Raw genomic sequence first — 18,101 nt, forward strand, 5'->3', positions numbered from 1 at the left:
GAGCGGCGTTGCTTGCCCGTGACTGCAGTCATGACGGCACGATCTCGGCCAGGAGCTCGTTGTGTTCGCCGAGCAGCGGTGGCGGCCGGAACGTCTCGGCTTGCCCGGCGATCTTCAGCGGGTTTCCGATCGAGCGGATGGTCGTATCGCCGGCTGGGATGTCCACCACCATGCGCCGCGCCTGGACCTGCTCGCTCGCCAGCGCATCTTCCAGCGTGCTCACTTCCGCCGCGACGACGCCGAGCGGTGCGAGCCGCGACGTCCAATCGCGCGCCCCCGAGGTCCGCAGCACCTCCGCGATGGCGGCGACGACGGCGTCGCGATTGGCGCGACGCGCCTCCATCGTCGCGAACCTCTCGTCGGTCAGCCATTGCGGCCGACCGCATTCGAGGCTGAACTTGCGCCAGAAATCGTCATGGGTGATGAACAGCGTCAGCCAGCCTTCTCCGGTCGGGAACACCTGCGCCGGCACCATGTAGGGATGGGCCGATTGCGCATAGCGGCGCGGCCGGGCGCTCGAGTTCAGCCAGGCGGACGCGATATAATTGAGCTGCGACAGCATGACGTCATACATGGCGACGTCGACCTGCCCGCCCTTTCCTTCCACGAGCTTGGCGACCAGACCGAGCGCGCCCATGATGCCTGCCGAATTGTCGACCGCCGAATAGCCCGTCTTGGTCGGCGGGCTCTCGGGCTCGCCGGTCAACTGCATGACGCCGGTCATCGCCTGGATGACGTAGTCGTAGGCCGGCCGGTCGGCATAGGGACTGTCGATGCCGAAACCGGTCAGCGCCACACAGACCAGCCTCGGATTGACCGAGCGCAGCGCGTCGTAGGTGAGACCGAGCTTCTTGATCGCGGACGGACGGAGGTTGGTGATGAGAGCCCGGGCGCTGCGCGCAAGCTCGTGAAACTGCGCCTGCCCCTCCGTGCAGGCGAGGTCGATCACGACGCTACGCTTGTTGCGGTTGAGGCTGGCGAAATATTCGTTATGCGGCCCGATGAAATGTGGGCTGACCTTGCGTCCAATATCACCCTCGCGCGGCTCGATCTTGATGACATCGGCACCCAGATCGCTCAGCAGCAATCCCGAATAGGGACCGGCCAGCATGTGTCCGATCTCCAGGATCCTGATGCCGGCGAGAGGTCCGCTCATTTCAATGTCTCGGCAATGGAGGCGATGACGTCGGCAAGCGGCATCTCGCTCGTGTAGATGCGCTGCACGCCGAGCGCATAGAGGTCCGGCCAGTCCTCGGCCGGAATGGTGCCGCCGAGAAAGATCGGGATGTCGCCCGCTTCGATGGCCTCGAGGCTCGCGCGGGTCTGCTTGACGAGATCGCGGTGGCTGCCCGACAACACGCTCAGGCCCACCGCATCGACGTCCTCGTCCACCGCAATGCGTGCGATATAGTCGGGCGTCTTGCGCAAGCCCGTGTAAATCACCTCGGCCCCTGCATCACGCAGCGCCAGCGCAATCACCTTGGCACCGACATCGTGACCGTCGAGCCCGGGCTTGGCGATCAAAATCCGCTTGCCCCTCAGTACAGCAGCTTCGGATGTCTCGGTCATATCCCGATTGGCTCCTGAAAGTTTCCCCACCGACGCTTCAGCCGCTCGACCATCTCCCCGACGGTCACGTAGGCATGTGCGCAATCCACGAGATAAGGCATCAGATTTTCGCGATCGTTCTCGGCTGCCTGCGCCAGCCGATCAAGTTCGCGCTCGACCGCAGCATTGTTCCTGCTGGCGCGAACAGCTTCGAGCTTGTCGAGCACGCGTTTCGCCGCGCCCGGGTCGAGCTGGAATGTCTCGCCGGTCGAGGCGCCCTCGTTCGACTTGGTGAAGGCGTTGACCCCGACGATGACGGTCTTGCCGCCGTCTACGTTCTTCTTGCGCTCCAGCGCCCGCTCGGCGATCCGTGACTGCATCCAGCCATCCTCGATCGCCTTGACGACGCCGCCATAGGCGTCGATCTCATCCATGACACGGCGCATTTCCTCTTCCATCCGGTCGGTCAGGAACTCAACCAGATGGCTGCCGCCGAGGGGGTCGACGGAGTTGGCGATGCCGCTTTCGTAGGCCACAACCTGCTGCGTGCGCAGCGCAAGCTCGGCCGCGAACTCCGTCGGGATCTGGAATGCTTCGTCGTAAGCCGCGGTAAAGATAGATTGCGCACCGCCCAATACGGCGGCCATGGTCTCGACCGCAACCCGCATGACGTTGTTGAAGGGCTGCGCCGCGGTCAACGACGAACCGCCGCAGACGACGCCGAAGCGGAACATCAGCGCCTTGTCATCGGTGACGCCATGGCGCTCTTTCAGGAGCTTCGCCCAGAGCCTGCGGCCTGCGCGGAATTTGCAGACCTCCTCGAAGAAGTCCATATGGACGTAGAAGAAGAAGCTCAGTCGCTTGGCGAATTTGGCAACGTCGCCGCCACGCGCAATCAGTTCGTCCACATAGGCGAAGCCATTAGCCAGCGTGTACGCCATCTCCTCGATGGCCGTCGAGCCGGCGTCGCGGACATGCGCGCCAGCGATCGAGATCGGATTGAAGCGCGGCGTGACGTCGTTGGCGTAGAGGATCGAATCGGCGATCAGCCGCATCGACGGGCGGACCGGGAAGATCCAGGTGCCGCGCGCGACATATTCCTTCAGAATGTCGTTCTGGATTGTGCCGGTCAGCTTGGCACGTGGAACGCCCTTCTTGTCCGCACAGGCGACATACATCGCATAGATGATCGCCGCGGTGCCGTTGATCGTGAAGGATGTCGATATCTTCGCCAGATCGATTCCGTCGAACAAGATCTCCATCTCGGAGAGGTTCGACAGAGAAACGCCAACCTTGCCTACTTCGGGACGGGCGATGGGATCATCGGGATCGTAACCGCATTGCGTTGGGAGATCGAGCGCAACCGAGAGCCCGGTTTGGCCCTGCTCGAGCAGGAACTTGTAGCGCTCGTTCGAATCCTCGGCGCTGCCAAAGCCGGCATATTGTCGCATGGTCCATAGCCGGCCACGGAAGCCATCTGGAAAGATTCCGCGGGTGTACGGATATTCGCCGGGAAGGCTGTCGTCGATGCCATGATCCTTTGCCGTGGCAACGAGCGGCAGCTCGATGCCGGACGGCGTGCGCGGCAAATCTTCTTGAGGGGCAGCCTGCTTGAGCAATGCGGTCAACGGAGTCTCCTGTCAGCGTCTCCCAAAGGCCGTCTTCGCGACGGCCGCCCAATGATCGTCATGAACCCAGGCGGCTGCGAAGCGCGCGCCTTCGCGGCTTGCGCGCTCTTCCGCCGAACCGCCAAAGCGGTGCATGATGGCCAACGACTTGATCGCGCGCATGACCTGCGGACGCTGCGTCATCTCGCCGATATAGCTTGCGACGAATTCAGCTCCCTGCTCGCCAGTCGGGGCGACAGCGTCGACAAGACCAAGACGCTCCGCTTCGATGGCGGAGAAGATTCGAGCGGTGGCGAGAATGCGCACGGCGCGGCTCGGCCCGACCAGCGTGAAAAGGTCGGTGCCGCCGCCCCAGGCGGTCGCGATGTTGAGCTTCGCCTGCAGGAAGCCGATGCGCGCATGCGCAAGCGCCAGGCGCTGGTCGCAGGCCATGGCGAGCTCGGCGCCGCCGCCAAGCGCATCGCCGTTCAGAATCGCAAGCACAGGCACGGGAAACCGGCGGATATGGTCGAAGGCCGAGCGGGTGCGCGCGGCAAAGGCGCGCGCCTCCGCTTCGCCCCGCAGCGCGTCCAGCTCCTTCAGGTCGCCGCCCGAGGCAAATGCCTTGTCGCCCGAACCGGTCAGAACCGCGAGCGACACATCCTCGCGCGTCGACCATTCTGCAAAGGTCGCTCCGATCGCCGCGATCAACCCATCGCTCAGCGCATTGCGCTTTTCGGGGCGCGCCAACGTCAGGCGCAGCACGCCATCGGCAAACTCGGTTGCGACCATCTCGCTCACAAGTCGCTCTCGATCTCGCGGCAGATCTCCATCAGCCGGCGCTGCTGCGCTTCGACCTCTTCGGTCATGCGATGCATGGGTCCGGCCACCGCGATCCCGTACACGTCGCCGCCGAACCTGACCGTGCTCGCAACGGCCATGACGTCGGCCACGTTCTCGCCGCGCGTGATGGAATAGCCGCGCGACGCGGTGAGCTCGATCTCGTCCGCAAGCCGCGCACGGTCGACGATGGTATTTTCCGTCATCACATCGAGCCGCAACTTGGCGAGCGCGTCGGTGCGCGCCTTTGGCAGCTTGGCGGCGAGCAGAGCCTTGCCGATCGAACTGGAGTGCAGCGGCTTCAGATCGCCGGGCCGCGCGGTGTAGCGGATGTTCTGCCTGCCCTCGAGCACCGCGAGGTAGATGACCGCTCCGCCCTCCTCCTTGCCGAGGATGGCCGTCTCCCCGGTCAGATCACGCAGTCGCTCGAGACGCGGCATCATCCGCTTGAGCCAGGGCTCGCCAGCCGCAATGGCGGAGGCGACGTCGTACATCTTTCGGGTCGGATAGATGCCTTTCCGCCCGCCCACCCCGAACAGGAAGCCGCGCGTTTTCAGCGCGCGCACCAGATTGAAACAGCTCGACACCGGCGCATCCAGCGCCGCCGCAAGTTCGGACAGCGACAGCGGCTGCTGCTCACGCGCGAAGAGTTCAAAAAGGTCGAGAGTCCGACCTGCTGACTTCACATCCATGAAATTACTTTCAGCATAAAGTTATTAACGAGTCAACCGGGCAGTTTGGGAAGCGGAATGGAGGTGAAGAGCAGGAAGCGATCCGCGAGGCGATTTCCGCCATCTGCCGACGCTTCGGCGACGATTACTGGCTGAAGCGCGACCGCGAAGGCGGCTTCCCCGAGGATTTCTACGCCGCCTTCGCTGCGGATGGCTGGCTCGGCATCTGCATCCCCGAGGCCTATGGCGGCTCGGGCTCGGCGTCACCGAAGCCGCGATCATGATGCGCGCGATCGCGGAATCCGGGGCCGGCATGTCGGCGCCTCCTGCCTGCACATCAACATCTTCGGGCTCAACCCCGTGCTCGTCCATGGCACGGGGGAGCAGAAGCGGCGGATGCTGCCGCCGATGGTGCAGGGCAAGGAGAAGGCCTGCTTCGCCGTGACCGAGCCCAATACCGGACTCAACACGACGCAGCTCAAGACTCGCGCCGTGCGGAAGGGCGACCGCTACGTCGTCGACGGCCAGAAGGTCTGGATCTCGACCGCCCAGGTCGCCGACAAGATCGTGCTGCTCGCCCGCACCACGCCGCTGGAGGAGGTGAAGAAGCCCGCGCTGGCTGGCCATGGCGCAGTCCGTGTCGAAGGCGGAGCCCCTGCCAGAGGCGGCGCTCCAGCTCGTCTTCGAGCTGGCCGGGGAGCACACAAGACGCGCGAGACGACGGCTATCGCGGCCCCGGCCGGAACCCATGCGATCTTCATCCATGTCGTCGAGTCCGAGGAGCTGATCCGCTACTTCGCCCGCGAAGGGTACCGGCTGCCGATACACGCCACGTCGAGCGGCCGCGCGATCCTCGCGCAATACACCCCGGCCGAACGGCAGGCGCTCTATCGCAAGATCAGCTTCGAGCGTTACTCGCCGACGACCCCGATGAGCAGCGACGCCGTCGAGGCGGAACTTCGGCGTTCGGCGGCGCGCGGCTACCATTTCAGCAATAGCGATTTCAGCAAGGATCTCGTGGGCGTCGCGCTTCCACTGCCGATTCGCCAGCGCCGGCTTTCGATCGTCGTCGCCGGCCCTCAGGTTCCGCTGCCTGGACAGGGTGCTGGCGATCGCCGAGACAATCCGACACGCCATTTCCCGCTTTGCCGGAAATCTATCGGCCGCTCCTGACGAAACGGCGGTTTGAGCGCGGTATCGGGCCGGCCACCGGCTCTGCTGTTCGGATCGTCACCATCTCTTCCGTCGCCGCCGTCGGCGAGATGATCTCGGTTGGAAGGGGATCGGCCTTGGCGGTTCCGTCCGGCAAGCCTTTCGTGGAAGCGGCTTGCGCCCGGCTACGATGTGTACGAGCCAGATCGATAGGTTAGCTTGGCTCGGGCCGGCGGTGTTCGTTTGCCGAGCTCCATGATGCTGTTTGAGCTAGGAGCCTGTCTGTTTAGTGATGGTGTAGCCGCGACGATAGCATGACGGCGCTCATGCGGCAGCCAGCGCGAGCTTTCGGAGGTTGTGGGCGGTGCAGATCAGCGCCCATTCGGCCTTCACCTTCTCGATTCCGCGCAGCAGGAACTGGCGGAAGCCTCTCGCCTGCTTGCTCTGCCGAACACCGGCTCGACCACTTGCTTGCGCAACCGATAGCGGCTGCGATGGCCGGCGCGCCTGAGCTTGGCGCTCATCCGGGCGAGCAGCGAGCCGGGCTTGGCCGGCCGCTTGGTGGTGGCGGACGTGGCTCCGTGCTTCTGCCGCCCAGTCGCGATGTAGCCGTTGATCCGCCGCCGGCCGAGCGTGCGAAGATTGGCCGCCGAGCAGTAGCCGGCATCGGCCGATACCTCGTCCGGATTGCGCTTGAGATTGGCCTTGATGCCGTCGAGCAAGGGAGCGAACTGTGCTTGGTCGCTGCCGTTGTTGTCGAGCGTGTGCGCGACGATGATCTGCGCCGTCGCATCGACTGCGGCCTGCGCGTTGTAGCCCTGAATGTAACCGTCCTTGGTCTTCAGGATGCGGCTCTCCGGATCGGTGAAGTTGCGCTGCGCCTTGCCGCCGGGCTCCTGTTTTGGCGGCGCCGGTGGCTTGCCGGTCCTCTTGCGGCCTTCTTTCTTGCGTTGCTCTTCCGCCTCTTCGCGGCGTCGCATCTCTTCGGCGGCGGCGGCTTTGGCTTCCGCCTCCAACTCCGCCCTGGCGGCGCGGATCTTCGCAAGCCGCTTCTGCTTGTCGGCCACCCAATCTGGCATCTTGTCGCCGTAGAGCTTGTCTTCCTCCGCATCGGCGGCTTTCAGCAGCGGTCGACCTCGGCTTCAAGCTCCGCTTCCCGTTTCTTCATCCGCTCGTAGCTCATCGCTTTGTGTTTCGACGCATTCGCCTTGATCTTGGTGCCGTCGAGCGCAACGTGCCCGAGCTTCACCAAACCGGCCTTCTCGGCGAGCTTCAACACCTGCACGAACAACCCCGCCAAGGCCTCGAGATGCCGCTTGCGGAACTCCGAGATCGTGCGGAAGTCCGGCGGGTCGCCGGCCACAATCATCATGAAGTCGGTACGCTCCACCGCCGCCCTGGCGATCCGTCGCGACGAGTAGATGCCGCTCGCATAGCCATGCAGAAGCACCGCCGTCATCATCCGCGGGTCGAACGGCGGCTGGCCGAGCACGCCGCGGTAGCTGCTGGAAATCGCCGAAAGATCAAGCTCCTCCCGCACCAGCGCCACGATCAACCGCGATAGGTGATCCTTGGGTACGTAGTCCTGCACGCTCGGCGGCAGAAGCTGCGCCTCGTCAATCTTCCAGGGGCGAAAATCCTTGCTCATAGCCCCGTAAGGAATCAGACTCGCCCCAACTTGACCAGCGACTACTTGGACAGGCTCCTAGAAACGCGGCCCGAACGCAGAAGCATCAAGCACATCGTGAAGAAAGGGCCGATGCCGATCGTCAGGACCGGCGTGGTCGCATTTTCGAACCTGCTCGACAATCGGCGCATGCAAATCGAAGGCGGCCGTCAGATTCGGCTGCAACGCCGTCGCACGCGCCATCAGCGGAAGCCCGTTGGGCAGGCGCTCGAAGAGCTCGAGCTCAGTCGGGCAGTCTGGCGCGTGTCGCACTGATGGAGAGCGTTAACCCGCTCTTTGCAAGCGATCGCGCGCCCTTTTGTCGAGCCACGCAAAGCGGAAGGCGCCAAAATAGCTTTGGATTGATTTCATTGACGCGAACAACGCACTTCGCATGCAGTTGCCTGCGTCTACCGACGCAATGGAGGACCACCAATCGGATGTCTGATGCAACTTCAAGTGGACAGATGATGATCAATCACTGCACGCGCTCTTGCCAACGCTTCTTCTCGCCCGACCGCAGAGACGCTGTCTGGATCAGTGCGCAAAAGCTGACCACCCGGATAGATCTGAACCCGCCACCCAGATGCGTGCCGCACCAAGCTCAATGTGTAGCCCCGATACTCAGAGACGTCGCCGCTGATCTGCGACATAGTGTGGCTCCTCCGAAAGAGATCTGCATGCACGCACGTTACGGTAAAACGTTTCACCAGCCGCTCTCAAGCGACCCGAATGCGGAATGCTGTGTCGCGTGTCTTAACGGATGCTTGTAGCGGCCCGTGACGACCTTGCGCCCAGGGTGCGAAGGAGTCCGCCGTGTCTTTGGCTGCGCAGCATCCGCCTGCTTCGGTGCGGGTGGGAGCAGTCGTGCGAAACTCTCGCGGATACCAGGATTCGGCGAGCCAAGGACCGCCGCAGCGGCAGGCGCATCTGCCGTCGCCGTGACGTCGGGCACGATCGTGGGCCGACTGGTATCAACGACGACCGCTTCGGGTCGTCTGCGTTCGGAGTAGATCCGGATTTTGGGAAGCTGCGATCCGGAAGCATGGATCTCCTCCGTCGGTGGCCGCGGCAGCATGGCGTCGGCGGCAAAAAGGAGCGCGAGCAATGCTCCGCCGACGACCAGAAGATATCGCCAAACCGGCATTTCGGTTCGTCCAGACGCCGTTGACCAACCAGAGCTCTTCCTCACTGCACTCAACTCCTGATCCCGGCAATCCTCCGGCTCGCGCCTACAAGTTGCGTTGCTGCTTTTGACTCTTCCCCGCGGTGGTCGCCCGGCAACGCGCATCGTGCGGGCTGGCGTGCCTACTTGCCCGGGGCCATTGCCAGATGAATCGACCAATCGTGGAAAGGCGGGTGCCTGCGCGGCCGGCGAAAGACCTCCTGTCATCGTCGCGCTGAGGGCCCCGCGGATCATCTCGTCGATCGATCCGGAAAGGCGCTGTTATGCGTTTTCTTCGCGAAGCGACGGCTTTGATCGCAGCTTCATGGAGGCCCCACCCGACTTGACCGGTACCGATCTGACCGGCGTTGACCGGAGTGAGCGAGGTCGTGGCGATCATCAGGGAGTTCTTTCCAGTTTCATGGTTGCCGCCGTCGCCGGATCGGCGGCATCCATCATGCCCCGGATGGCATTTGCGATAAGGGCTTCGAGTTCGGCGCTCGGTGCATTCAGTAGTGGCCCCATCCGAAGCACGTTCCTGAAGATGGACACGCCAGCCAACAGGGCGGCGATCACTGCGATTGGCACAGTATTCGATTGATCGAGCTCTTCAGCGAGCGGATCGACAAAGCTGTCCAAAACAAATCTGCGAAGCAGCGGCGCGGCTTTCCCGCTGGCAAGCGAGCGAATGATAATATCGAGTGCATGCCCCCTGCGGGGGCGCTCCGAAACGACGTACCTTGCGAGTGAGCCCGCCACGCCATCCGCAGGGCCTGTGAACCGCTCATCGATCTGCGCCGACGCCTTCAGCGCTTCGGCAAACAGACGCTCTTTGGAGCCGAAGCAACGGTGCACATAGGCGACATCAACCCCCACATCGGCTGCGATGTCGCGCAAGCTGGCCTGCTCGTACGATCTTTTCGAAAATCGCGTGATTGCGGCTTTCAGGATACGGTCGCGCGATCCAACCATGGATTGCGATCTCGCCTTGGGGGGCATGGGGAGCCTCGGCATTATCCTCGTCCAAGCGAATCCATAGCATTTGATCTCGTCAACACCTGTTGACCTAAATCAAAATCCGACCGTCCGCGAGGCCATAAGGTGATCGCGTTTCGCTCATGGACGAGAGAGTATCCGCTATGGAAAATGAACACACAGCATCGACATTTTCTTTCGTCACTCCTGACTGGGTAAGATCGTTCAATGGGGTGCCGAGGAACCTCTACGGCGCCTTATCAAAGGAAGCGTTGGGATTCACGGCCTCCTGTCTCCAGGATCAGGCGGATTACTTGAAGAAGCTCGCCGAGTCAGCGACTCCTGCGGAAGCACTGAAGTGCCAGATGGATTTCGTGCAGCAATCCTGGTGGCGGTACTTCAGCGAAGGCTGGCATGTAGTCGATGCACTGCGCAAGAACCAGCCATCTGGTTCAGCCCCTATTGAATAGGCCGCCCTCCTTACAGGTTGGCTGATGAGCGCGAGCATAAGCGATCCCGCGAGCAGGGTTGCAGAGGCTGCCGAACCGCATCCCAGCAGCACGTTGTTTCGTGGCCAGGCGAGGAAGGGTCTCTCTGTGGCAAGCACCGTGAAACGCTGGGGCTTGGTTCTTCTGACCATCATGGTAGCCGGCGGCGGTTATTACGGCTGGCAGAAGCTCGCAAATCACGATCTGCCCGCCGGCATCGCTGCCGGCAACGGCCGCATCGAGGCGATCGAGATCGACATTTCCACCAAGATACCCGGTCGCATCAAAGAGATCCTGGTCAACGAAGGCGATTTCGTCACGGCGGGCCAAGTGCTCGTGCGAATGAATACCGATCAGCTGGAAGCGCAGCGCCGCCAGGCGGAGGCGCAACTGCAACGCGCGACCATCGGTGTCGATACTGCCAAGAGCCTCGTGACCCAGCGGCAGGCCGAACGCAGCGCGGCGGCAGCGACCGTCGCCATGCGTGAGGCGCAACTTGACCAGGTGGAGAAAAAGCGCGCCCGGTCAGAGCAGTTGATCAAGACCAATGCTGTCTCGCAGCAGGTTCTCGATGACGACCGCGCCGCTTCGCAAACGGCCATGGCCGCAGTGAGCGCGGCACAAGCTCAAGTTGCCGCTTCCGATGCGGCCATCAGCACCGCGAAAGCTGCAGTGGTCGATGCCGAGGCTGCCACTGCCGCCGCTCGCGCCGCCATCGACAGCATCTCGGCGGATATCGACGACAGCACCCTGAAATCTCCGCGCGATGGCCGCGTGCAGTACCGCGTGGCTCAGCTTGGTGAGGTTCTCGCAGCTGGGGGGCGGGTCCTCAACCTGGTCGATCTCGGCGACGTCTACATGACGTTCTTTCTGCCGACGGCGCAGGCCGGCCGCGTCAAGATAGGAGCCGAGGTGCGGCTCGTGCTCGATGCCGCACCGCAATATGTCATTCCTGCCAAAGTCACCTTCGTCGCCGACGTGGCCCAGTTCACCCCGAAGACGGTGGAGACCGAGGAGGAGCGTCAGAAGCTGATGTTCCGGGTCAAGGCTCAGATCTCACCCGAGCTGCTGCAGAAATACATCCGGGACGTGAAGACAGGCCTTCCCGGGATGGCCTATGTGCAACTCGACCCTCAGGCCACATGGCCAGCGTTTCTCCAGGGCAAGCTGGCGCCATGAGTGATCAGCCAGCCCGCGTTATCACCCCAACGACGGTGCCGGTTGCGCAGCTCGCGTCGGTGGGGCTGTCATATGGTGCGACGCGGGCGCTCGAATCCGTCTCCATCGACGTGCCGTCGGGGTGCCTGGTCGGGCTGATCGGGCCGGACGGCGTCGGCAAGTCCACCCTGCTGTCGCTGGTTGCTGGCGCGCGGGTCATCCAAGACGGGCATGTCGAGGTGCTCGGCGGCGATATGGCGGATACTGCGCACCGCAGGCGGACCTGTCCGCGGATCGCCTACATGCCGCAGGGCCTGGGCAAGAATCTTTATCCGACCCTGTCGGTGTTCGAGAACGTTGATTTCTTCGGGCGCCTCTTCGGACATGGCAAGCGAGAGCGGGAGCGCCGAATCGGCGAGCTTCTGCAAAGGACCGATCTGGCCCCCTTTGCGGATCGGCCGGTCGGCAAGCTTTCGGGCGGCATGAAGCAGAAGCTCGGCCTCTGCTGCGCACTCATTCATGATCCCGACCTCTTGATCCTCGACGAGCCGACGACCGGCATCGATCCGCTGTCGCGCCGCCAGTTTTGGCAGCTGATCGCCGACATCCGTGCCGATCACCCCGGCATGAGCGTCGTCGTCTCGACCGCCTATATGGAGGAAGCGGCCCTTTTCGACTTGCTGGTGGCGATGGATGCCGGCCGGGTGTTGGCCACGGGGACGCCCCAGGATCTGTTGAACCGCACCAACACCACCACGCTGGACGATGCCTTCATTGCGCTTTTGCCAGAAGAGAAGCGTCGGGGACACAAGGAGGTCATCATTCCGCCGCGCCCTGCCGAGGACGGCCAGGAGGTGGCCATCGAGGCCGAGCAGCTAACCATGCGCTTCGACGACTTTACCGCCGTCGACCATGTGAGCTTCCGGATCACCCGCGGTGAGATCTTCGGCTTCCTGGGTTCGAACGGCTGCGGCAAGACCACGACCATGAAGATGCTGACCGGCCTGTTGCCGGCAACTTCCGGCACAGCGCGGCTGTTCGGCCGCGAGGTCGACCCCACCGACATGGCGGTTCGCCGCTGCGTCGGCTACATGTCACAGACCTTCTCGCTCTATTCCGAGCTGACGGTCCGGCAGAATCTCGATCTGCACGCGCGTCTGTTCAGCCTGCCGCCGGACGCCATTCCCGCGCGGGTTAATGAGATGGCGCAGCGATTCGATCTCACAGATGTCATGGAGGCGTTTCCGGACGCGTTGCCGCTCGGCATCCGCCAGCGCCTGTCGCTTGCGGTGGCGATGATCCATTCCCCGGAGATGCTGATTCTCGACGAGCCGACCTCAGGTGTCGATCCGATCGCGCGTGACAGCTTTTGGCAGATCCTGTCGGATCTTTCCCGCAAGGACAACGTCACGATCTTCGTTTCCACCCATTTCATGAACGAGGCCGAGCGGTGCGACCGCATCGCGCTGATGCATGCCGGCAAGGTGCTCGTCAGCGACACGCCGGCCGCCATTGTCAAGCGCCGCGCGGCCGCCACGCTCGAGGAAGCCTTCGTCGCCTATCTGGAAGATGTGACGGGTACGAAGGGAGGTCGATCGACGAGTGCAGGGCCGGCCATCTCAGCTGAACCCGGTCGCATCCCTGTCCCGAGCCGCGGCGCTGAGCGGCGGCGGCAGTTTTTCGACCTGCGGCGCATGATGGCTTACGCCTTGCGTGAGGCGCTCGAGCTGCGACGCGACCCCATCCGTGCCGCGCTCGCCACCCTCGGCAGCATCGTCCTGATGTTTGTCATGGCATATGGCCTCAACCTGGACGTCGACAACCTGTCTTTTGCTGTCCTCGATCGGGACGATACGACGATCAGCCGCGATTACACGTTACAGATCGCTGGCTCCCGCTATTTCACCGAGAAGGCACCGATTGCCGATTACGCCGACCTCGATCGACGCATGCGCAGCGGCGAACTCAGCCTGGCGATCGAAATTCCTCCGGGCTTCGCGCGCGATCTGGAGCGCGGCCGCAAGGTCGAGGTTGGCGCTTGGATTGACGGGGCCATGCCCACCCGGGCCGAAACCGTGCGCGGCTACGTGCAGGGCATGCATGCGGACTGGCTCATGAAGGAGGCCCGCGAGCTTCTCGGAAGACGTGCCGCTGTCGGTGACTTCCAGCTCGAGCTCCGTTACCGGTATAATCCAAGCGTCGAAAGTCTGGTGGCCATGGCGCCTGCGGTGATCCCGCTTCTGCTGTTGATGATACCCGCCATGCTGGCCGTCCTGAGCGTGGTGCGGGAGAAGGAGCTCGGATCGATCATCAACTTTTACGTGACGCCCGTCACCCGCCTCGAGTTCCTGACCGGCAAGCAACTTCCCTATGTCGGGATTGGCCTGCTCAACGCGCTGCTGTTGGCGGCGTTCGCGGTTGTCATCTTTCGCGTCCCATTCACGGGCAGCTTTCTCACTTTCATGCTGGCCGCCCTGCTTTATGTGAGCGCCACGACAGGCATGGGGCTCGTCATATCGAGCCTCACGAAGAGCCAGATTGCGGCGATGTTTGCGACGGCGCTGCTCACCATGATACCGGCCACCCAGTATTCTGGACTGATCGATCCGGTTTCATCGCTCCAGGGAGCAGGCGCTGTCATTGGCCGGATCTACCCGACCACGTATTTCGTGACCATTGCGCGCGGGACCTTCTCCAAGGCCCTCGGCTTTGCCGACCTGTGGAGAGAGTTGGTGCCGCTGCTGATCGCCATTCCGGTGCTGCTCGGCGCGGGCGCGGCCCTCCTCAGAAAGCAGGCCAACTGATCATGCGCCTGGCCAATATCCTCAAGCTCGGCATCAAGGAATTGCGCAGCCTCGCCAGGGATCCGATGATGCTGGTGCTGATCATCTACGCATTCTCGATGTCGATCTACACCGGGGCGAACGCACTGCCGGAAACCCTGAACCGGGCCGCGATCGCGGTTGTCGACGAGGACCAGTCGCCGGCATCCTCGCGCATCATTACCGCGTTCAATCCGCCCTACTTTTCGATCCCGAAGCTCATTACACAGTCGGAGATGGATCGTCGCATGGACGCCGGTATCGACACGTTCGCGCTCGACATTCCGCCGAACTTCCAGCGCGATCTCCTGGCCAGAAAATCGCCGACCATCCAGCTCAACGTCGATGCCACCCGCATCTCGCAGGCGTTTACGGGTGCCGGCTACGTCCAATCGATCGTGACCAGCGAAGTCAGCGAATTTCTCAAACGATACCGGAGCGCCGCCAGCCTGCCGATCGACCTGTCGTTGCGGGCCCGCTTCAATCAGGAACTTAAGAAAGCATGGTTTGGTGCCATCAGCCACTTCATGTCGAACATCACCATGCTGTCGATCGTTCTGACTGGCGCCGCTCTCATCCGCGAGCGAGAACACGGGACCATCGAGCATTTGCTGGTCATGCCGGTGACACCCTTTGAGATCATGGTCAGCAAGATCTGGTCGATGGGACTGGTCGTGTTGGCGGCATCCGCGCTTTCGCTGATGTTCGTCATCCACGGACTGCTTGCCGTTCCGATCGAGGGCTCATTTGCCCTCTTCATGGCTGGAACGACGCTCTATCTGTTCGCGACCGCCAGCCTTGGGATCTTCCTTGCGACGCAGGCCGGTTCCATGCCCCAATTCGGTCTGCTGCTGATGTTGGCGCTTCTCCCACTGCAAGTGCTCTCGGGCACACTGACGCCGCGCGAAAGCATGCCCGAATTGATACGGTACGTCATGCTTGCCGCGCCGAATACGCATTTCGTCATGATGGCGCAGTCGATTCTTTTCCGTGGCGCCGGATTAGACGTGGTCTGGCCGCAGTTTGCCGCGCTGTTCGCGATCGGAGCGATTCTCTTCATGTTTTCGCTTCGGCGGTTCAGACAGTTCCTGAAATGAGTTCGCACACGCGCGATTTTGGAGGGTGCCATCATGACAATGAAGCTCATTATGTCAGCGACTGACGGCTCCGAAGGTGCGGAGCGGGCTGTGATGGCTGCGGCTGACCTTGCGAAAGCATTCAACGCGAAATTGTTGATCGTGCACGTCAGTGAAGACGTATTCTCCAACAAGGACCTCAGGCTGCTTGATCAGCTCCGGGTGGCTGAGGGTGACGCATTGGAGGAACTCAGTCGCAGAATTCTGGCGAATGCAAAGGTGGTCGCTCAGAATCATGGCGCACTGAATATTAAGACCATGACTGGGGGCGGAGACCCGACGAAGGTGCTTATAGAGACCATCAAACGTGAACATGCGGACGCGATCGTGCTCGGACGGCGGGGGCGGGGGCAGCTCGCAGGCCTTCTGCTCGGCAGTGTTTCGCAGAAGCTGTCATGCCTTGCACCATGCATGGTAATCATCGTCCCGTGATTTCTCAACTCAATCAATTATTGCGAGCCCATGGGAGAGAGATGTCGAGCCGCTTTCTCCAGCAGCAAAGCTGATCGGCGGAAGCGGATGAAATCTTCCCAGATGGAGCCGCCTCACCCTTCTTCGAGATGCAGGATCGCCCGAGCGAGGCATGAAGATTTCTTCGCGGGCCGGGTCCCGGTTCGTGTCCCAAGGCTGGGCCAGAGGACCGGCAGGCTCAACATTCCTGCTTGATTGCGCTGCCGCTCGCGGTAGTGCGGGAGCTTCTGCAAAAGCTGAGAGGCTGCAGCGGTCATGATAAGTCCGGTGAGATCACCGCTCGCAGAGGAGAGCAAGGACCACCATGACCGTCCGTCCAGTCGCCCCCTCAAGATTCTCAAGTCAAGACCGCACCGCCCATTGCTGCCGAGGGACCAGCGCTACTGACGACTGGGCCCGGAATAGACCCAGATCAACACACCTCCATGTCCGAAAGCCAATCTTGAATGGCGCGTGCGCCAGCTGCCCACACTTAGAGTCCAGCCATGACCACGACGGCATATCAGCAAGCTCCTCCAGCTCCAATAAATCCAGGCGGGAATGGGCACGAATCGGCAAACCGCTGGACGATTACCGCGAGGCCAACCTGCGCGACTATGACGGCTACACACGTACTTTCTCTTCGGACCGGGCGCGCGCGCTGCCCGACGGGCTTCCCGGCGGCCTCAACATTGCCCATGAAGCGCTCGACCGTCATGTGAGGGCGGGTCGAGGCGACAAGCTCGCGCTGCGCTGGATCGCGCGCGACGGCGCGATCCGCGATCTCAGCTATGCTTGGCTCGGAGGTAAACCGCTTCGCCAACACTTTGGTGCAGCACGGAGTAAGGAAGGGCGAACGCGTCTTCTCGCTGCTTGAACGGGTGCCGGAGCTCTACATCGCCGCCTTCGGCACGCTGAAGAATGGCAGTGTTTTCTCCCCGCTGTTTTCAGCGCTCGGACCCGAACCGATCAAAACGCGCATGACAATTGGCGAATCCAAGCCGCTGATCACTAGCGAAGCCTTTTATCGGCGCAAGAGCCTTCCGGCCGCGGGAAGCATCGCGCGAAATGCATGCCTGAGCTAGGGGACCACGCCGATGAGCACTGATGGCATCATTCTTGTCACCGGCGGCAGCCGCGGCATCGGCGCTGCGACCGCAACTCGAGTTCGCCGGCATCACGACTTTGAATTCTGCGCATCCTGTCCAAAAGTGATCGGCGGCGGTCATTGAACCCCTTTGGAATTTCCGGGAAGGGGCCAGAAGCGGCCGGGTCTAGCGCGGCTGCATTCGCGCGCCTGCGTCAATGCTGATCGTCGTGGCGTTGAGATAGGCATTCTCGGCAATGTGGTTGACCAGACTGGCGAACTCGTCGGGTTGCCCCATCCTGTTCGGATAAAGGATCATACGGTCGACGATCGACTGCGAAACCTTCGGCGGCATGCCGGCGACCATGCCGGTGTCGAACAGCCCAGGCGCGATGGAGACGACACGAATGCCGTATTCAGCAAGATCACGCGCGACAGGCAAGGTGAGGCCGACCACGCCGGCCTTGCTGGCACTGTAGGCCGCCTGTCCCACCTGCCCTTGCGACGCTGCACCGGACGCGGTGTTGATGATGACGCCCCGTTCGCCGCTCGCGCCCTCTGGCTGGTTGCGGGTCATGGCCAACGCCGCAAAGCGGATGATGTTGAAGGTGCCGGTGAGATTGATGCCGACAACCTTATTCCAGGTCGCCAGCGGAAACGGCTGCCCCTTTGATACGGTCTTGGCTGCATCGGCGACGCCGGCACAATTGACGGCGATATGAACAGCCTGGAATGCTTCGAGCACGGCGTCGACGCCGGAGCTGACGCTGGTCTCGTCGGCAACGTCGACAACACGCCCGAACGCCGCGCTCCCCAGTTCCCGGCAAAGATCGGCGAGCCGCGACTCGTCACGATCGAAGGCGGCGACGCGCACGCCCGCTTTCGCCAGTGTGACGCACGATGCCCGCCCGAGCCCCGACGCAGCGCCGGTCACGATCGCAACTTTTCCATCCAACTGCATGAGAACCCCTTGTGTATCAGCGGCCAAGAATGGTGATGCAGGCCACAGCCTCTTCGATGCCCTGAAGGCCGCCGCCGTTTTCAGCGAGCGCGATGCGCGCGCCCTCGACCTGCCGCGGTCCGGCCTCGCCGCGCAGTTGCGTCACCAGTTCATGCACCTGTCCGATTCCGGTGGCTCCGACGGGATGTCCCTTGGATTCAAGTCCGCCGGACGGATTGACCGGTAGGCGTCCGCCGAGCGAGGTGTCGCCGCGCTCGCGGCGAAAAAGGCCTATGACAAGGCCGGCATCGGCCCGGACGACGTGTCCGTCGCCGAGGTACATGACGCCACGGCCATGGGCGAGATCATCCAGATCGAGAATCTCGGATTCTGCGA

Annotated in this window: 18 protein-coding genes and 2 pseudogenes; 9 read left to right on the forward strand and 11 right to left on the reverse strand. The window is 62.6% G+C overall.

Features of this window, described 5'->3' with window-relative positions:
- Positions 1 to 28: 28 nt before the first annotated feature.
- Genes G8O24_RS37290 through G8O24_RS37310 form a run of 5 tightly spaced genes read right to left on the reverse strand, consistent with a single transcriptional unit; the run spans position 29 to position 4,687 of the window.
- A complete protein-coding gene (locus G8O24_RS37290) occupies positions 29 to 1,156 on the reverse strand; it encodes a CaiB/BaiF CoA transferase family protein (RefSeq protein ID WP_188107506.1) in 1,128 nt (375 codons plus the stop codon).
- The gene (locus G8O24_RS37295) at positions 1,153 to 1,569 is read right to left on the reverse strand and encodes a cobalamin B12-binding domain-containing protein (protein ID WP_188107507.1); all 417 of its coding nucleotides are present in this window, start codon (positions 1,567 to 1,569) and stop codon (positions 1,153 to 1,155) included. The genes G8O24_RS37290 and G8O24_RS37295 overlap by 4 nt, the downstream gene beginning before the upstream one ends.
- Positions 1,566 to 3,176, reverse strand: a complete 1,611-nt coding sequence (locus tag G8O24_RS37300; protein ID WP_188107508.1) for an acyl-CoA mutase large subunit family protein — start codon at positions 3,174 to 3,176, stop codon at positions 1,566 to 1,568. Before G8O24_RS37300 ends, G8O24_RS37295 begins: the two co-directional genes overlap by 4 nt.
- Before the next feature lie 12 nt (positions 3,177 to 3,188).
- A complete protein-coding gene (locus tag G8O24_RS37305) occupies positions 3,189 to 3,947 on the reverse strand; it encodes an enoyl-CoA hydratase/isomerase family protein (RefSeq protein WP_244646247.1) in 759 nt (252 codons plus the stop codon).
- 5 nt (positions 3,948 to 3,952) lie between these two features.
- Positions 3,953 to 4,687 carry an IclR family transcriptional regulator gene (locus G8O24_RS37310; protein WP_188107510.1) on the reverse strand — a complete coding sequence of 245 codons (735 nt, stop codon included), beginning with the start codon at positions 4,685 to 4,687 and terminating at the stop codon, positions 3,953 to 3,955.
- 23 nt (positions 4,688 to 4,710) lie between these two features.
- Here G8O24_RS37310 and G8O24_RS44675 point away from each other — a divergent pair.
- Both G8O24_RS44675 and G8O24_RS45770 read left to right on the forward strand, forming a co-directional pair.
- Positions 4,711 to 5,278, forward strand: a pseudogene (locus G8O24_RS44675) (acyl-CoA dehydrogenase family protein); the annotation flags it as partial.
- Positions 5,267 to 5,839, forward strand: a complete 573-nt coding sequence (locus G8O24_RS45770) for an IclR family transcriptional regulator (RefSeq protein WP_311972258.1) — start codon at positions 5,267 to 5,269, stop codon at positions 5,837 to 5,839. The pseudogene G8O24_RS44675 and the gene G8O24_RS45770, both read left to right, overlap by 12 nt.
- 303 nt (positions 5,840 to 6,142) lie before the next feature.
- Here the strand turns inward: G8O24_RS45770 and G8O24_RS37320 are convergent.
- A pseudogene (locus G8O24_RS37320) lies at positions 6,143 to 7,466 on the reverse strand (IS1182 family transposase).
- Between the two features lie 30 nt (positions 7,467 to 7,496).
- Here G8O24_RS37320 and G8O24_RS37325 point away from each other — a divergent pair.
- Positions 7,497 to 7,760 carry a hypothetical protein gene (locus G8O24_RS37325; RefSeq protein WP_188107511.1) on the forward strand — a complete coding sequence of 88 codons (264 nt, stop codon included), beginning with the start codon at positions 7,497 to 7,499 and terminating at the stop codon, positions 7,758 to 7,760.
- A 179-nt stretch (positions 7,761 to 7,939) separates the two neighbouring features.
- Here G8O24_RS37325 and G8O24_RS37330 read toward each other — a convergent pair whose 3' ends face one another.
- The 3 genes from G8O24_RS37330 to G8O24_RS37340 form a co-directional block, all read right to left on the reverse strand.
- Complete coding sequence (locus G8O24_RS37330) at positions 7,940 to 8,137, reverse strand: hypothetical protein (RefSeq protein WP_188107512.1); 198 nt, start codon at positions 8,135 to 8,137, stop codon at positions 7,940 to 7,942.
- Between the two features lie 53 nt (positions 8,138 to 8,190).
- Positions 8,191 to 8,631, reverse strand: a complete 441-nt coding sequence (locus G8O24_RS37335) for a hypothetical protein (protein WP_188107513.1) — start codon at positions 8,629 to 8,631, stop codon at positions 8,191 to 8,193.
- A gap of 417 nt (positions 8,632 to 9,048) precedes the next feature.
- On the reverse strand, positions 9,049 to 9,621 hold the full coding sequence (locus G8O24_RS37340; protein WP_244646244.1) for a TetR/AcrR family transcriptional regulator: 573 nt from the start codon (positions 9,619 to 9,621) through the stop codon (positions 9,049 to 9,051).
- 167 nt (positions 9,622 to 9,788) lie between these two features.
- Here G8O24_RS37340 and G8O24_RS37345 point away from each other — a divergent pair, with 167 nt between their 5' ends.
- The 6 genes from G8O24_RS37345 to G8O24_RS44055 all read left to right on the forward strand — a co-directional run bounded on the left by G8O24_RS37345 (position 9,789) and on the right by G8O24_RS44055 (position 16,763).
- Complete coding sequence (locus G8O24_RS37345; protein ID WP_188107515.1) at positions 9,789 to 10,094, forward strand: phasin family protein; 306 nt, start codon at positions 9,789 to 9,791, stop codon at positions 10,092 to 10,094.
- Positions 10,095 to 10,265: 171 nt separating this feature from the next.
- Positions 10,266 to 11,291: an HlyD family secretion protein gene (locus G8O24_RS37350; protein WP_244646251.1), complete on the forward strand. Its 1,026-nt coding sequence runs from the start codon at positions 10,266 to 10,268 to the stop codon at positions 11,289 to 11,291.
- Positions 11,288 to 14,074, forward strand: coding sequence for a ribosome-associated ATPase/putative transporter RbbA (gene rbbA, locus G8O24_RS37355; protein WP_188107517.1), 2,787 nt, complete (start codon positions 11,288 to 11,290; stop codon positions 14,072 to 14,074). Before G8O24_RS37350 ends, rbbA begins: the two co-directional genes overlap by 4 nt.
- Before the next feature lie 2 nt (positions 14,075 to 14,076).
- Positions 14,077 to 15,189 carry an ABC transporter permease gene (locus G8O24_RS37360; RefSeq protein WP_188107518.1) on the forward strand — a complete coding sequence of 371 codons (1,113 nt, stop codon included), beginning with the start codon at positions 14,077 to 14,079 and terminating at the stop codon, positions 15,187 to 15,189.
- A gap of 33 nt (positions 15,190 to 15,222) precedes the next feature.
- Positions 15,223 to 15,660, forward strand: coding sequence for a universal stress protein (locus G8O24_RS37365; protein ID WP_188107519.1), 438 nt, complete (start codon positions 15,223 to 15,225; stop codon positions 15,658 to 15,660).
- Between the two features lie 809 nt (positions 15,661 to 16,469).
- A complete protein-coding gene (locus tag G8O24_RS44055) occupies positions 16,470 to 16,763 on the forward strand; it encodes an AMP-binding protein (RefSeq protein ID WP_202988810.1) in 294 nt (97 codons plus the stop codon).
- 189 nt (positions 16,764 to 16,952) lie between these two features.
- On the opposite strand, the gene G8O24_RS37375 is transcribed toward G8O24_RS44055, so the two are convergent.
- Complete coding sequence (locus G8O24_RS37375) at positions 16,953 to 17,726, reverse strand: SDR family NAD(P)-dependent oxidoreductase (protein ID WP_188107520.1); 774 nt, start codon at positions 17,724 to 17,726, stop codon at positions 16,953 to 16,955.
- A 16-nt stretch (positions 17,727 to 17,742) separates the two neighbouring features.
- On the reverse strand, positions 17,743 to 18,101 hold a 359-nt coding region (locus G8O24_RS37380), incomplete at its 5' end, for a thiolase C-terminal domain-containing protein (RefSeq protein WP_438503273.1).

This window comes from Bradyrhizobium campsiandrae (assembly GCF_014529705.1).
Lineage (GTDB): Bacteria > Pseudomonadota > Alphaproteobacteria > Rhizobiales > Xanthobacteraceae > Bradyrhizobium > Bradyrhizobium campsiandrae.